This window comes from Frigoribacterium sp. PvP121 (assembly GCF_017833115.1).
In the GTDB taxonomy this organism is placed as follows: Bacteria; Actinomycetota; Actinomycetes; order Actinomycetales; family Microbacteriaceae; genus Frigoribacterium; species Frigoribacterium endophyticum.
Map to the genome: position 1 here is coordinate 1,176,081 of NZ_JAFIBR010000001.1, position 12,739 is coordinate 1,188,819.

General features: G+C 75.2%; 13 protein-coding genes. 5 read left to right on the forward strand and 8 right to left on the reverse strand.

The window, feature by feature from the left end:
- Nucleotides 1-21 precede the first annotated feature (21 nt).
- Nucleotides 22-2,088, forward strand: coding sequence for a glycogen debranching protein GlgX (gene glgX / locus JOE43_RS05505; RefSeq protein ID WP_209515516.1), 2,067 nt, complete (start codon nucleotides 22-24; stop codon nucleotides 2,086-2,088).
- A 189-nt stretch (nucleotides 2,089-2,277) separates the two neighbouring features.
- Here glgX and JOE43_RS05510 read toward each other — a convergent pair whose 3' ends face one another.
- Nucleotides 2,278-2,556, reverse strand: coding sequence for a hypothetical protein (locus JOE43_RS05510; RefSeq protein ID WP_192128617.1), 279 nt, complete (start codon nucleotides 2,554-2,556; stop codon nucleotides 2,278-2,280).
- A gap of 346 nt (nucleotides 2,557-2,902) precedes the next feature.
- Between JOE43_RS05510 and JOE43_RS05515 the strand changes: the two genes are divergently transcribed.
- Together JOE43_RS05515 and JOE43_RS05520 are read left to right on the forward strand one after the other, a co-directional pair.
- A complete protein-coding gene (locus tag JOE43_RS05515; RefSeq protein ID WP_209515519.1) occupies nucleotides 2,903-3,370 on the forward strand; it encodes a DUF4383 domain-containing protein in 468 nt (155 codons plus the stop codon).
- A 7-nt stretch (nucleotides 3,371-3,377) separates the two neighbouring features.
- Nucleotides 3,378-4,472 carry an SDR family oxidoreductase gene (locus JOE43_RS05520; RefSeq protein WP_209515522.1) on the forward strand — a complete coding sequence of 365 codons (1,095 nt, stop codon included), beginning with the start codon at nucleotides 3,378-3,380 and terminating at the stop codon, nucleotides 4,470-4,472.
- A gap of 33 nt (nucleotides 4,473-4,505) precedes the next feature.
- On the opposite strand, the gene JOE43_RS05525 is transcribed toward JOE43_RS05520, so the two are convergent.
- From JOE43_RS05525 to JOE43_RS05545, 5 genes are all read right to left on the reverse strand, one after another.
- Nucleotides 4,506-5,414: an aminodeoxychorismate lyase gene (locus tag JOE43_RS05525; protein ID WP_307803253.1), complete on the reverse strand. Its 909-nt coding sequence runs from the start codon at nucleotides 5,412-5,414 to the stop codon at nucleotides 4,506-4,508.
- A gap of 340 nt (nucleotides 5,415-5,754) precedes the next feature.
- Nucleotides 5,755-6,030 carry a hypothetical protein gene (locus JOE43_RS05530; protein WP_209515524.1) on the reverse strand — a complete coding sequence of 92 codons (276 nt, stop codon included), beginning with the start codon at nucleotides 6,028-6,030 and terminating at the stop codon, nucleotides 5,755-5,757.
- A 101-nt stretch (nucleotides 6,031-6,131) separates the two neighbouring features.
- Nucleotides 6,132-7,148, reverse strand: a complete 1,017-nt coding sequence (locus tag JOE43_RS05535; protein WP_209515526.1) for an NAD-dependent epimerase/dehydratase family protein — start codon at nucleotides 7,146-7,148, stop codon at nucleotides 6,132-6,134.
- A 131-nt stretch (nucleotides 7,149-7,279) separates the two neighbouring features.
- Nucleotides 7,280-8,173 carry a metallophosphoesterase gene (locus tag JOE43_RS05540; protein ID WP_209515529.1) on the reverse strand — a complete coding sequence of 298 codons (894 nt, stop codon included), beginning with the start codon at nucleotides 8,171-8,173 and terminating at the stop codon, nucleotides 7,280-7,282.
- A 64-nt stretch (nucleotides 8,174-8,237) separates the two neighbouring features.
- Nucleotides 8,238-8,669: a hypothetical protein gene (locus JOE43_RS05545; RefSeq protein ID WP_056052120.1), complete on the reverse strand. Its 432-nt coding sequence runs from the start codon at nucleotides 8,667-8,669 to the stop codon at nucleotides 8,238-8,240.
- A 119-nt stretch (nucleotides 8,670-8,788) separates the two neighbouring features.
- Here JOE43_RS05545 and JOE43_RS05550 point away from each other — a divergent pair, with 119 nt between their 5' ends.
- Nucleotides 8,789-9,205, forward strand: coding sequence for a YchJ family protein (locus tag JOE43_RS05550; RefSeq protein ID WP_209515532.1), 417 nt, complete (start codon nucleotides 8,789-8,791; stop codon nucleotides 9,203-9,205).
- A 42-nt stretch (nucleotides 9,206-9,247) separates the two neighbouring features.
- On the opposite strand, the gene JOE43_RS05555 is transcribed toward JOE43_RS05550, so the two are convergent.
- Nucleotides 9,248-9,637, reverse strand: a complete 390-nt coding sequence (locus JOE43_RS05555; RefSeq protein ID WP_209515536.1) for a hypothetical protein — start codon at nucleotides 9,635-9,637, stop codon at nucleotides 9,248-9,250.
- Nucleotides 9,638-9,688: 51 nt separating this feature from the next.
- Nucleotides 9,689-11,122 carry a GNAT family N-acetyltransferase gene (locus JOE43_RS16135; protein WP_209515539.1) on the reverse strand — a complete coding sequence of 478 codons (1,434 nt, stop codon included), beginning with the start codon at nucleotides 11,120-11,122 and terminating at the stop codon, nucleotides 9,689-9,691.
- A 166-nt stretch (nucleotides 11,123-11,288) separates the two neighbouring features.
- Here JOE43_RS16135 and JOE43_RS05565 point away from each other — a divergent pair, with 166 nt between their 5' ends.
- Nucleotides 11,289-12,497, forward strand: a complete 1,209-nt coding sequence (locus tag JOE43_RS05565; protein WP_209515542.1) for a VIT1/CCC1 family protein — start codon at nucleotides 11,289-11,291, stop codon at nucleotides 12,495-12,497.
- Nucleotides 12,498-12,739 lie beyond the last annotated feature (242 nt).

Consider the following 12,739-nt stretch of genomic DNA (forward strand, 5'->3'; position numbering starts at 1 on the left):
GCGCTCCTGTAGATCTGAGTGATGACCGCATCTCGCTCCAAGCCCTACCCCCTCGGCGTCACGCCCCTCGACGGCGGCGGCGCCCACGTCGCCGTGTACTCCGAGACCGCCGACCACATCTGGTTCTGCCTGTTCGACGACGACGCGGCCGACGGCACCCCCGGTGCCGAGCACCGCACCGAGCTCGTCGAGCGCACCGGCCACGTGTTCCACACGGTCGTGCCGGAGGCGCGGGTCGGCAGCCGCTACGGCTTCCGTGTCGCAGGCCCCTGGGACCCTGCCGCGGGCCTCCGCCACAACGAGAACAAGCTGCTGCTCGACCCGTGGGCCACCGCCCTCGACGGCACCTTCGACTGGGGCCAGGCCGTGTTCGGCCACGACATGGACGACCCCGAGACGATGGACACCACCGACTCCGCCCCCGCCATGCCGCGCAGCGTCATCGCCGACCGCAGCTTCGACTGGGGCGACGACGAGCGCCCGCTCACGCCCCTCGAGGAGACGGTCGTCTACGAGGTGCACGTGAAGGGCTTCACGCGCCAGCACCCCGAGGTGCCGGAGGAGATCCGCGGCACGTACGCGGGCCTCGCGCACCCCGCCGCGATCAAGTACTTCACCGACCTCGGCGTCACCGCCGTCGAGCTGCTGCCGACGCACCAGTTCGTGCAGGACAGCCACCTCGAGGAGAAGGGCCTCCGCAACTACTGGGGCTACAACTCCATCGGCTTCTTCGCCCCGCACGACGAGTACGCCTCGAAGGCGGCCGGCACCCGCGGCGGCCAGGTCGCCGAGTTCAAGGCCATGGTCAAGGCCTTCCACGAGGCCGGCCTCGAGGTGTGGATGGACGTCGTCTACAACCACACCGCCGAGGGCAACCACATGGGCCCGACCCTGTCGTTCAAGGGCATCGACAACGCGGCCTTCTACCGCCTCGTCGAGGGCGAGGAGTCGGCCTACTTCGACACGACCGGCACCGGCAACAGCCTCAACGTCAGCCACCCCGCCGCGCTCGCCCTCATCATGGACAGCCTCCGCTACTGGGTGACCGAGATGCACGTCGACGGCTTCCGCTTCGACCTCGCCACCACGCTGACCCGCCAGGGCGGCGAGGCGAGCGAGCACAGCGCCTTCCTCACCCTCATCCACCAGGACCCGGTGCTGAAGAGCGTCAAGATGATCGCCGAGCCCTGGGACACCGCGGGCTACCAGGTCGGCGGCTTCCCGGCCGACTGGTCGGAGTGGAACGGCAAGTTCCGCGACGACGTCCGCGAGTTCTGGAACGGCGAGCCCGGCGTGCTGTCGACCTTCTCCGACCGCGTGCTCGGCAGCCCCGACGTCTACGAGGACTCGCGGCGCTCGCCGCTCTCGAGCGTCAACTTCGTCACGGCCCACGACGGGTTCACCCTCGCCGACCTGACGATGTACCAGGAGAAGCACAACGAGGCCAACGGCGAGGACAACCAGGACGGCGAGAGCGACAACAAGTCGTTCAACGGCGGCATCGAGGGCCCGACCGACGACGGCGCCGTCAACGCGTACCGCGACCGTCAGCGCCGCAACTTCCTCGGCACGCTGCTCGTCAGCGCGGGCGTGCCGATGATCCTCGGCGGCGACGAGATCGCGCGCAGCCAGGGCGGCAACAACAACGCCTACTGCCAGGACAGCGAGATCTCGTGGTTCGACTGGCAGCAGGCCGACCTCGAGCTGCTCGAGTTCACGCGCGAGCTGATCACGCTGCGGCGCGAGAACCCGGCGCTGCGCCCCGACTGGTTCCGCTACGCGCCCGAGGTCGAGAGCGACGACCACGTGCAGGTGCGCCGGGCCGACGACCACTCGTTCTCGAGCGGCGACTGGCAGCAGGGCGAGAACAAGGCGATCACCTTCGTGCTGACGCACAAGGACGCCGACGCCTTCGCCTTCCTTACCAACGGCTCGACGAGCGTCGTCGAGTTCCAGGTGCCCGAGGCGCCCCACGGCGAGTGGGAGCTGGCCAGCTCCAGCGACCCCGACCAGGTGGTCGAGGGCCCGGTGACCACGCTGCTCGTGCGCGACGCGAGCTTCACGCTGCTGCGGAGCCGCGCCTCCTAGGGGCCTGCCGGAGGCGCGGGCCGGCCACCCGGGGGAGACCCCGGTGGCCGTGCCCCGCCTCCGCTCCCGCCCCCCCCCCCCGCGTCGTCGGAGGTGGCACGGCGAAGGGCGGGTGCCCCGTCACCGTGGTCGATCGAGATCGACCCGGCGACGGGGCACCCGCCCTCCGTCGTGCGGTGCGGCGGCCCGCTACGCGGTCGCGAGCTGGCGCGACGTCTCGAGCCGCAGGAAGTCCGCGTAGGTCGGCTCGGCGACCGCCGCGGGGGCGGCGTCGACGTGCACGGTCGTCGGCTCCGACGACAGGCGGCGACGCTTGGGGTAGGGGTGGATGCGGGCGGCGGGCACGCGCTCGTCGCGGAGGTACGAGCTGTCGCTCGTGACGTCGACGCGCGACCGGACGTGGCGCACGAGCTGCTCGGCCGTGAGGCCGGCGAGCTGACGGGCGGAGGGGTGCAGCGGGGTGGTCATGTTCATCTCATTCCTGGCGGTCCTGCGAACGCCTAGAGGGGAACTCGGGGCTGGTGACGCCGCCGTGAATCGGCGTCGAGACGAGTGTGACACGCAGATGTCTAGAAGAACTAGCTAGCGCCATGAACGTTCGCTTCGTGGATACCGGTGTACCCCGCCCGGACCGGGCGCCCCTCGAGCGGCCTCGCCGGGGCCGCCGTCGGCGTCGGGCCGGGCTCGCTCCGTCCGCCCCTGCGCCCGCGCGTGCCCCGTGCTCCGTGCCCCTGTCAAGGCCCGGACACCGCCGGGCCGGGCGGCCTTCATGGGACGGGACCGACCACCAGGGCCCACCACGAAGGAGATCCCCATGAGCACCTCAGCTCGGACCACCACCGCCCGTCACCGCTTCGCCGAGACCCCCGTGCAGAAGGCCTCGCTCGTCGTCGGCGTCGTCTTCCTCGTCGTGGGGCTGGCCGGCTTCATCCCCGGCCTCACGACGAACGTCGGCGAGCTGCACGGCGCCGGCCACGGCTCGGGCGCCCTGCTGCTCGGCGTCTTCCAGGTCTCGGTGCTGCACAACGTCGTGCACCTCCTGTTCGGCGTGCTCGGCGTCGCGCTGGCCCGCGCCGTGCGGAGCGCCCGCCTGTACCTGATCGTCGGCGGCATCGTCTACGCCGTGCTCTGGATCTACGGCCTCGTCATCGACAAGGAGAGCCAGGCCAACTTCGTGCCGTTGAACTCGGCCGACGACTGGCTGCACTTCGTCCTCGCGATCGGCATGGTCGCGCTCGGCGTCCTCCTCGGCCGCCGCGGCACCACGCGCTCGGCCGTCTGACGCCCCGGTGAGGACGCCGCGCTCGCTCGCCGCCGTGCTGCGCCGACCCGGCCGCGTCCGCGACGGCGACCTCCGGCCCCTGGCCGAGCAGGTCGTCGTCGTCACCGGCGCCACGAGCGGCATCGGGCTCGCTGCGGTGCGGGCCCTCGCCGCGCGCGGCGCGGCCGTCGTGACGGCCGCGAGGGACAGGGAGGCGCTGATCGCCGAGGAGCAACGGCTGCGGGCCCGGGGCGCCCGCGTCGTGCACGTCGTCGCCGACGTCGGCGACCCGGACGACGTCGACCGCATCGCCGAGACGGCCGTCGAGCAGTTCGGCGGCGTCGACACCTGGGTGAACGTCGCCGGGATCTCGGTCTTCGGCGGCGTCGAGGAGGTCACCCTCGACGACATGCACCGGCTGTTCGACACCGACTTCTGGGGAGTCGTGCACGGCACCCGGCGGGCGCTCGCGCACTTCAGGGCCCGGGCGGCGGAGGAGGGGGGAGGCGCGTTCGCCCTCGTCACCGTGGGCAGCGTCTTCGGTGACCGTGCGGCCCCGCTCGAGTCCACGTACTCCGCGGCGAAGCACGCGGTCCACGGCTTCGTCGAGGCCACCCGCACGGAGCTCGAGGCGCAGCACGTGCCCGTCTCGGTGACCCTCGTGCACCCCGGCCGCGTCGACACGCCGTTCGACCGCGACGCCCAGAGCTACCTCGACCAGCACCCGGCGCACCGTGACATGACGTACCCGCCGGAGGCGGTCGCCGAGGCGGTGCTGCACGCCGCCGAGCACCCCGTGCGCGACCTCTTCGTGGGCGGCCAGGCGAAGCTGGCGGTCGTCGCCCAGGCGATCAGCCCCCGCCTGGTCGACGACGTCACGGAGCGGTACTTCTTCTGGGGGCAGCGGAGGGACGCCCCGTCGCCGCCCCGCGAGACGAGCGGCCTGCACCACCCGGGGGGCGGGCACGAGGTGCACGGCGACCACCCGGCGTGGGCCCGATCGCACAGCTGGTGGCTGCGGGCCGAGGAGCACGCGCCCGCACTGCGCCGGGCGGCCGCCGTCGCGGGGGCGGTGGGGGTCGGCGTGCTGGTGGCCCGGAGGAGGCGGCGGTCGGGTCGGTAGGCGACCCCCGCCTCCCCTGGCCGTGCCGCGCCGCTAGTCGCGCCGCGCCTCCATCGCGTCGGCGAGGTCCTGCGAGAAGTCGCGGTCGAACGCGACGGGGACGCCGTCGAGCGACGAGATCGGCGAGATCTGCCGGCCGCTCGACGCGAGCCAGAGGGCGTCGGCCGCGCGGACGCTCTCCATCGGCAGCAGCTCGTACGCCGTCTCGTGGCCGAGGGCCTCGAGCGTCTCGAAGACCGCGGCCTGCGTCGTGCCCTCGAGGATGCCCTGGTCGGTGCTCGGCGTGACGAACCGGTCGCCGAAGCGCGCGATCAGCGACGCCGAGGGGCCCTCGAGCGCGTAGCCGTCGCTGCTGACGAAGATCACGTCGTCGGCCCCGCGGCGGGCGGCCTCGCGCAGCACGCTCTTGTTGACGGCGTACGAGAGCGTCTTGGCGCCCTGGAGCAGCCAGGGCGAGGTCTGCGCGACGTCGTGGCGGTAGCCGCGGTCGAGCGCCACCACGGCGAGGCCGTCCCGTCGCTCGTGGGCGTGGTCGGGCATCGCGTCGGTGCGCACCCACGCGGTGGGCGTTCCGTCGCCGCCCTCGACGCCCCGGGTGACGACCAACTTCTGCAGGAGGAAGGGCGCGGGCTCGTGCAGCCGTGCAGAGGCCAGGCAGGCCTCGCGGACCACGTCGAGGTCGAGCTCGGGCAGGTCGAGCATCGCGGCCGACCGCGCGAGGCGGCGCAGGTGCGGCTCCAGGGCCTGGATCGCGCCGTCGGCGACGCCGAGCCCCTCGAAGACGCCGTCGCCCCGCGTCACGCCGAGGTCGGCCACGTCGATGACGGGCTCGTGCGCTTCGACCACGTGCCAGCCCGTCTCGCCCTCGGCCAGCGGCGGGCCCCCCGCCGTGACCTTGTCGATCAGCACGAGGACGGGCGCGGAGGCGGGGGAGTCGGTCACGTCGTCAGCATAGGAGTCGCGGGTCCCGTCGGGCCATGACCTCACGGAGCCCAGCGGTGAGCACACGCTCGTCCACGACCTCAGGCCGGTAGCTAGACAGCCTCGTTAGCCCGTCTAGCTAAAAACAGCGGCTGATCAGCTTTTTCTGGGGTACGCAACCCCTGGTGGCTCCCAGTTGGACGCCGTACCGTGGGCTGTGCCCGCCTAGGCCGGCTCGTGGTTCCCCACAGGGTGCGGAGCTTCACACGCAGGGGCGTCTCCTGTGGGGGACCACCACGAGCCGGGGCCAGGGCCAGCTCCGCGGCCGTCGCGGCCGCCAGGCCACGCCGGCCTGCTCGGGCTACTCGGGCTTCGGGTGCCCCGGGATCGAGTCCCCCGACAGGTTGAGCTCGGACGGGTCGACCTCGATCTCGCCCACGTCGTCCGGGCCGCCGGTGCCCGGCAGGGTCTTCACGGCGTCCGCGTCGATCTCGTCGTCGTCCAGGGCGGGCGAGTCGCCCGGCTCGGTCGACTGCATCTCACGGATGGTGCCGTCGCTGCGCGGGCTGTCGAACGTCGGGTCGTCGGTGGTCTCGGTCGCCTCGTCGAGGCCCTTGGAGTGATCGTCGTTGGTCATGCCGTGACGCTACGCCGCGCTCGTCGGGGCCGTTCGGGTCACGCACAGCCGCCGCCGACATCCAGGCGACGCCCACCGCCAGCGCCCGACGCCCGACGCCGTCAGCCGCTGAGCGGGTGCGAACCGTCGTGCGAGCCGCGGAACGCGATCGCCCGGGCGAACTCGCGGAGCGTCGCGTCGGAGCTGTGCCGGGGCGCCCAGCCGAGCACGCGGCGTGCACGGTCGGTCGACATGACCGGGATCTTCGCCGCGATGTCGAGCCAGCCCGGCTCCGTGGGCTGCAGGCGCAGCAGCCAGGTGACCGAGACCAGAGCGCGCATCGCCCGGTACGGCACGGGCAGCAGGCGGGTGCCGAAGGCCTCGGCGACGTGCTCCGGGGTGACCACCGGCTCCGCGGCCAGGTTGAACGCGCCTCCGGCCTGCCTGTCGATCGCTCGCCAGAACCCGTCGGCGACGTCGTCGGCGTGGACGACCTGCGAGACGAAGCGCGGGGCGAGCGGGAGGAAGGGGAGCCGGTGGCGCTGCATCCAGCGCGTGGGCACCCAGCGGCCGAGGAAGAGGCCGACGATCTCGCTCGCCGCGGCCGGCTGGAAGACCAGGCCGGGGCGCATGCGAGTGAGGGTCACCTCGGGGTGCTCGCGCTCGAACTCGTCGAACGCGCGCTCGTTGGCGGCCTTCTGTCGGGAGTAGCTCGAGCGGCGCACGCCCTTCGTGCGGTACGTCTCGTCGACGCGACGGCGCTTGGGGCCGCGGCTGTAGGCGCCGACCGACGACGCCGCGAGCACGTGGGGCACGCCCGCGCGCACCGCGGCGGCGAGGACGTGGGAGGTGCCGGTCACGTTGGTGCGCCACATGCCGTCGCGGTCGTGGCTGGGCTGCAGGGCCCACCCCAGGTGGACGACGGCGTCGGCGCCCTCGAAGGCGTGCGCGAGCTGGGCCACCGCGACGTCGTCGCCGACGTCGATCGAGAACCAGGCGACGCCCCCGTAGGGCGGCGAGGCGGTGCGGGGCGCCCGGCGAGCGACGCCCGCGAGCTCGGTCACCTCGGGCTCGGCCTGGAGCCGGGTCAGCAGGGCCGTTCCCAGGTTGCCCGTGGCTCCGACGACGACCACGCGCATGCGGGCTCTCCTCCTGCTCGGGCGGGGGCGACGGGAGCCCCCGGGTGCTGCGTCGAGCGTACGCCGGGCCGCCTGGGCGCGCCGCGGGTCGCCGCGGGTCGCCGCCGGCCGACGCGGGCCGCAGCGGGTGCTCAGCGGAGCGGGGCCGCCGGGCCGGCCTCCGCGGCGATGCGACGCACCGCCTCCTCGTCGAGCACGAAGACCTCGTCGCCGTCGCCGCGGGCGTGCGCCCGCACCACGGTCGAGCGCACCGGGCCCTCGGCGAGCACGTCGACGACCAGGAAGGCCGAGCCCCGCACGGCCCGCTCGGTGCCGTGCGGCGCCGCGACGTCGGTCTCGTTCGTCACGCCCGGCGCCACGAGCACGGGCACCCCGGCCAGCGAGCCGACGACGTGGTGGTGGTAGTGCCCGGCCAGGACGACGCGGACGTCCGTCCCCTCGACCACCGCGCCCAGCGCCTCCGGGGCCTGCAGCGCCAGCGACTCGTGCAGCGTCGTCGGTGCGGGCACGGGCGGGTGGTGCAGCACGAGCACGGTGCCGCGCTCGGCCGGCGTCGCCAGCAGCTCGCCGAGCCAGGCGAGCTGCGCGGGGCGGAGCGAGCCCCAGCCCGCACGCGGTACCGAGCTGTCGAGCGTCACCACGCGCCACCCGTCGAGGTCGGTCACCCCGTCGATCGGCACCTCGACGGAGTCGGGCGCCGACCCGCCGTGCCCGTCGCCGAGCACGGCGCCGAAGCCCTCGCGCACGTCGTGGTTGCCCGGGGCCAGCACGACCGCGGCGTCACGACGGCCCGCCCACGCCTCGAGGCGCTCGCGCAGCAGGGCGTAGGAGTCGCGGGTGCCGTCGTCCGACAGGTCGCCCGAGCCCACCAGCAGCCGCACCCCCTCGACCCGGTCGGCCTCGGCGAGGACGCGGTCGAGGGCCGCGGTCGTGTCGACGACCCCCTGGTGCAGGCTGCCGTCGCCGGAGAGGTGGGTGTCGCTGAGGTGGACGAGGCGGAGCGCTCCCGCGGGCAGGGCGTACATGGGGGGAGCGTACCGCCGCGGCGGCGCCGTGCGGCGTGCGGTGCGTGCTCGCCGCGGGCGGGGTCTAGGAGCTGAGCTCGTCGACCGGGCAGAGCCGCGCGTCGAGCAGGCGGCCGAGGCGGTCGAACATGCCCGTGACGCTCGCCCACTGGTCGGGGGTCGGCGCTGTCGGCTCGACCCAGAGGCCGTAGAAGCGGCGGCCGAGCGAGAGGGACTCGAGCAGGATCGTGCCGGTGAAGTCGGTCAGCACCGTGCCGTCGCGCTTGAGGTCGGCGGCGAGCACGAGGTCGCCGGCGTCGGTGCGGAAGCCGTTCGCGGCCAGGGTCCGGGCCGTCCTCGCCGCGGAGAGCCGGGGCAGGTGCGCGCGACGGGCGAGCGCCCCCGCGCGGGTGCGGTCGCCGTCGAGGGCCGCGGCGCCGTCGAGCCGGGCGCGCACGTGCGCGAACACGAGCGCGGGCTCGTGCACGGGGCGGGCGGCACGGTCGTCGGGGAACATGCGCCCAGCGTGCCAGCACAGCGGGCTCCCGGGCGACGCCCAGTTCGGGGAGCCCCGGGACGGGGGAGGCGCGGGTCGGGCCGCGGTCGGGTGGCCGCCGACGCGGCAGGATGGTCGCCATGGACGACGCCACCCGCTGCCCCTGCCTGAGCGGCGAGACCTTCGGGGCCTGCTGCGGGCCGCTGCTCCGCGGCGAGCGGCCCGCCCCGACCGCCGAGCGCCTCATGCGCAGCCGCTTCACCGCGTTCGCCCTGCACGACGAGGCGTGGCTGCTCGCGACCTGGCACCCCTCGACCCGGCCGGGCGACCTCGAGCTCGACCCCGGCACCCGCTGGTACCGGCTCGACGTGCTCGGCACCCGTGCCGGCGGCCCGTTCGACGACGACGGCGTGGTCGAGTTCGGGGCGCACCACCGCTCGGCCGACGGCGCGGGCGTGCTGCACGAGGTCAGCCGCTTCGTCCGGGAGCGGGTGCCGGGCGACGCCGGCGGCCCGGCCGACCGGCGCTGGCTCTACGTCGACGGCGACGTCGGGTGACGCCGACCGGGCGCTGAGGCCGGGGCGGCGACGCGGCCGCGGTCAGCGCTGCGGCGCGCCGCCCTCGACGTGGCCGGCGCTCGCCGCGGCGGCGTGGCCGAGCGCGGTGGCGACGTCGACGAAGGCCGAGTGTGCCCGGGAGGCGCCGATCGCGCCGCCCTTGACGGCGGCCGTCCCGAGGTCGCGCGAGATGCGGGCCACGAGCCGGCCCTGGTCGTCGACGAAGTAGGCGAGCCAGAGCGTGACGTGGAACCCCTTGCCGGCCAGCCCGCCGAACAGCAGCGTCGTGGCGAGGTTGCCGCGGACGGCCTTCGTCGTGCCGTTCGGCATCGCCTCCAGGGCGAAGCCCTGGGCCTGCACCGTCGAGTCGATCAGGTGCCGCGCCGCGTCGTGCGGCCCGCTGAAGAAGTAGTCGTAGCTGCTCTCGGCCATCGTGGCCCCCCGGTCCGGCTGTCGCGACGCCCCCGCCGGGCGTCGTCGGGCTCACTGTAGCGGCAGGCGGAGCTCCCGCTCGAGGGCGGTCGGGTCGAGGGGGTAGGGCGAGGTCGCGCCGGTCGGGGCGAAGCCATGGCGACGGTAGAACGCGATCGCCCGGTCGTTGGCCTCGTGCACCTGGAGGAACAGCGCGTCGCCGTGCCCCCTCGCCCACGCGACGACGCCGTCGAGCAGCGCGTCGGCCACCCCGGCGACGGCGCCCCGCGACGTCGGCGTGACGTACACGCCGACGAGCATGGGGTGCCCGGGCTCGGGCAGGTACCCGCCCATGGTGCCGAGCCAGCGGCCGTCGGCCTCGTCGACCGCGGCCAGGAAGACCCCGGTCGCCGAGGTGCCGCGTGCCGCCCGCAGCCGCCAGGCCTGCTCGTCGAGGGGCTGCGCGGCGGCGAGCGTCTCGCCGAACGCCCGCGGGGTGTCGGCCAGCATCTCGAGCCGGAGGTCGCGCACCTCCCGCCAGTCGTCCGCGACCGTGGGCCGCACGGTGACGCCGGGCGGCGGCCCGGACGCGCGGCTCGGCGCGGCCGCCGTGGCGACCGGATGCCCCCGCAGCGGCTGCGGCGCCGGCTGCCGACGCTGCTCGTCGCGGCACGGCGTGAGGATCGTGGCGCGACGCCCTCGCGCATCCGGCTCGGTCGCGTGCCCGAGCACCTGCAGCCGACCCGGGGCCTGCGCCCGCAGCGACGCCGTCCACGCGCAGACGAGGGCGTCGAGCAGGTCCTCCCGGTGCTTGTAGGCCCGGTCGACGAGCGGCGACGGCTCGTCGAGCAGGAGGCGCGACACCGGGTGCGAGCGCAGCTCCAGCGCCGGGGAGGCGGCCGAGAGCGTGCCCAGCCGGCGCAGCAGGTCGTCGCAGACCGCTGCTCGGGCCTCGCGCCGCGCCTCCGGCGGGAGCGTCGTGTCGGGCCGCTTGTAGCGCGGCCGACGCTCGTCGTAGCCGAGCTCGGCCGCCCCCACGAGCGTCGTGTACGGGTAGCACTCGAAGTAGCTGGCGCTGCCCTCGGGCACGGGCTGCACGCCGTCGTCGAGCACGAGGCCTGCGCGCTCGAGGCGCTCGCCGAGGTCGCGGCCGCCGAGCCAGGGCAGGGAGGCGCTGCTCGCGTTCGCCGCCACGTGCCACCGCCCGTACGACCGCGAGACCTCGCGCTCGCTCGCGCGCATGCCCGTCGCGTTCGGCACGAGCACCGGCGCGTCGATCGCGACAACCGACCCGGGGGTCGCCCAGCGCAGCACCCACTCCTCGACGGCGTCGACGCCGCGCGCCCAGCCCGCGTCGAGCACGGTGCCGTCGGCCGCGACGACGGCGAGGCCGGTCTCGTTCGCGGGTCGCCCCGGCGTCGAGTCGCGCCAGGCGAGGTCGACCCCGAGGTAGCGCGGGGCGGCCGCGGAGGGCCCGGCGGGGGAGTCGGCGGAGGCGCGGGTCACCCCGGCCACGCTAGTCGCGTCGTCGGCCGGTCACCCCCGGCGCCCGGGCCTGCCTCCCGGCCCCGCGGCCGGTCCGGAGGTCGCGGGGCGCGCCTCCCGCCGGTCCGAGCAGCGCTCCGTGACGGGTCGGCACGCGCGGGCGGCCCCGAGGAGGCACGATGAGGCCATGACCGACACGAGCGACCTCCGCCGCTGGCGCCGCTACCTCGCCGACGAGCGCGCCGAGGAGGCCACCTACCGCGACCTCGCCCGTCGCCGCACCGGCGAGGAGCGCGCCATCCTGGTCGCCCTCGCCGACGCCGAGGCGCGGCACGCGCAGCACTGGCTCGACCTGCTCGGCGACGACGTCGGGCGGCCGGTGCGCACCGACCTCCGCACCCGCGTGCTCGGCCTGCTGGCCCGCCGCTTCGGCTCGATCTTCGTGCTGGCCCTCGTGCAGAGCGCCGAGGCACGGTCGCCGTACGCGACCGACGCCGACGCGACCGACGCGATGGCGGCCGACGAGCGCATCCACGGCGAGGTCGTGCGGGGGCTCGCGGAGCGCGGGCGCAACCGCCTCTCGGGGTCGTTCCGGGCCGCGGTCTTCGGGGCGAACGACGGGCTCGTGAGCAACCTCGCGCTCGTGCTCGGCATCAGCGCCTCGGGGGTGCCGAACCGGGTCGTGCTCGCCACCGGCCTCGCGGGCCTGCTCGCCGGGGCCCTGTCGATGGGGGCCGGCGAGTACGTCTCGGTGCGGTCGCAGCGCGAGCTGCTCGACGCCTCGACCCCCGACGCGGCGGCGCGGAGCGTGCTGCCCGACCTCGACGTCGACGCGAACGAGCTCGCGCTGGTCTACCGGGCGCGGGGCATGTCGCCGGTCGACGCGGAGGCGCGGGCGCGCGACGTCCTGCGCGCCGTGACGCCCGTGACGTCGCCGTTCCGGCTGCCGGGCGAGGCGGTCGCGACGACCCGCGGGGCCGAGCCGGCGGGCGACGGGGCCGACACGGCCGACGCCCTTCCCGGCGACGCTGTCGACGCGGGCGGTGCCGGGAGCGCAGGAGGCGCCTCCCGCGCCCCCGAGGGGGCCCCGACCCCCGCCCCGGTCGAGCACGAGACCCTCGGCACCGCCCTCGGCGCGGCCGGCTCGAGCTTCTGCTTCTTCGCGTCGGGGGCGGTGATCGCCGTGCTGCCGTACCTGTTCGGGCTGCAGGGGCTGGTCGCCGTCGTCGTCGCCGCCGTGCTGGTCGGGCTCGCGCTGCTCGGCACGGGCGCCGTGGTGGGGCTGCTCTCCGGGGCGAGCCCGCTCCGGCGCGCGCTGCGCCAGCTCGCGATCGGCTACGGGGCGGCCGGGGCGACGTACCTCCTCGGGCTGCTGCTCGGCACGGGCGGGCTCTGACCCGGACGGTCGCCGACCGACCCACCGTGTCGCCCCCTCTCGTCCGCCGTCGCCCGCTGCGGGATCGGGAGGCACCCCGTCCTCGCCCGCGAACCTCGCCGCGGCGGGGTTCCCGTGCGAGAACAGGGTGCCGGACGGCAGAACGCGCTGCACGGTGCGCAGATCGGACGCCGCCCCTTCCGATGTTTGCGCAAACACCGTACGCTCCCGTTCGGGGGTCGACGACGACCACCCGGTCACCG

Excerpts from the sequence above, each read along its gene's own strand:
- JOE43_RS05555 (WP_209515536.1), bottom strand. The coding sequence starts at position 9,637 with ATGGCCGAGAGCAGCTACGACTACTTCTTCAGCGGGCCGCACGACGCG.
- JOE43_RS05530 (WP_209515524.1), bottom strand. The coding sequence starts at position 6,030 with ATGACCAACGACGATCACTCCAAGGGCCTCGACGAGGCGACCGAGACC.
- JOE43_RS05565 (WP_209515542.1), top strand. The coding sequence starts at position 11,289 with ATGACCGACACGAGCGACCTCCGCCGCTGGCGCCGCTACCTCGCCGAC.
- JOE43_RS05540 (WP_209515529.1), bottom strand. The coding sequence starts at position 8,173 with ATGTACGCCCTGCCCGCGGGAGCGCTCCGCCTCGTCCACCTCAGCGAC.
- JOE43_RS05550 (WP_209515532.1), top strand. The coding sequence starts at position 8,789 with ATGGACGACGCCACCCGCTGCCCCTGCCTGAGCGGCGAGACCTTCGGG.
- JOE43_RS05535 (WP_209515526.1), bottom strand. The coding sequence starts at position 7,148 with ATGCGCGTGGTCGTCGTCGGAGCCACGGGCAACCTGGGAACGGCCCTG.
- JOE43_RS05515 (WP_209515519.1), top strand. The coding sequence starts at position 2,903 with ATGAGCACCTCAGCTCGGACCACCACCGCCCGTCACCGCTTCGCCGAG.
- JOE43_RS05545 (WP_056052120.1), bottom strand. The coding sequence starts at position 8,669 with ATGTTCCCCGACGACCGTGCCGCCCGCCCCGTGCACGAGCCCGCGCTC.
- JOE43_RS05510 (WP_192128617.1), bottom strand. The coding sequence starts at position 2,556 with ATGACCACCCCGCTGCACCCCTCCGCCCGTCAGCTCGCCGGCCTCACG.
- glgX (WP_209515516.1), top strand. The coding sequence starts at position 22 with ATGACCGCATCTCGCTCCAAGCCCTACCCCCTCGGCGTCACGCCCCTC.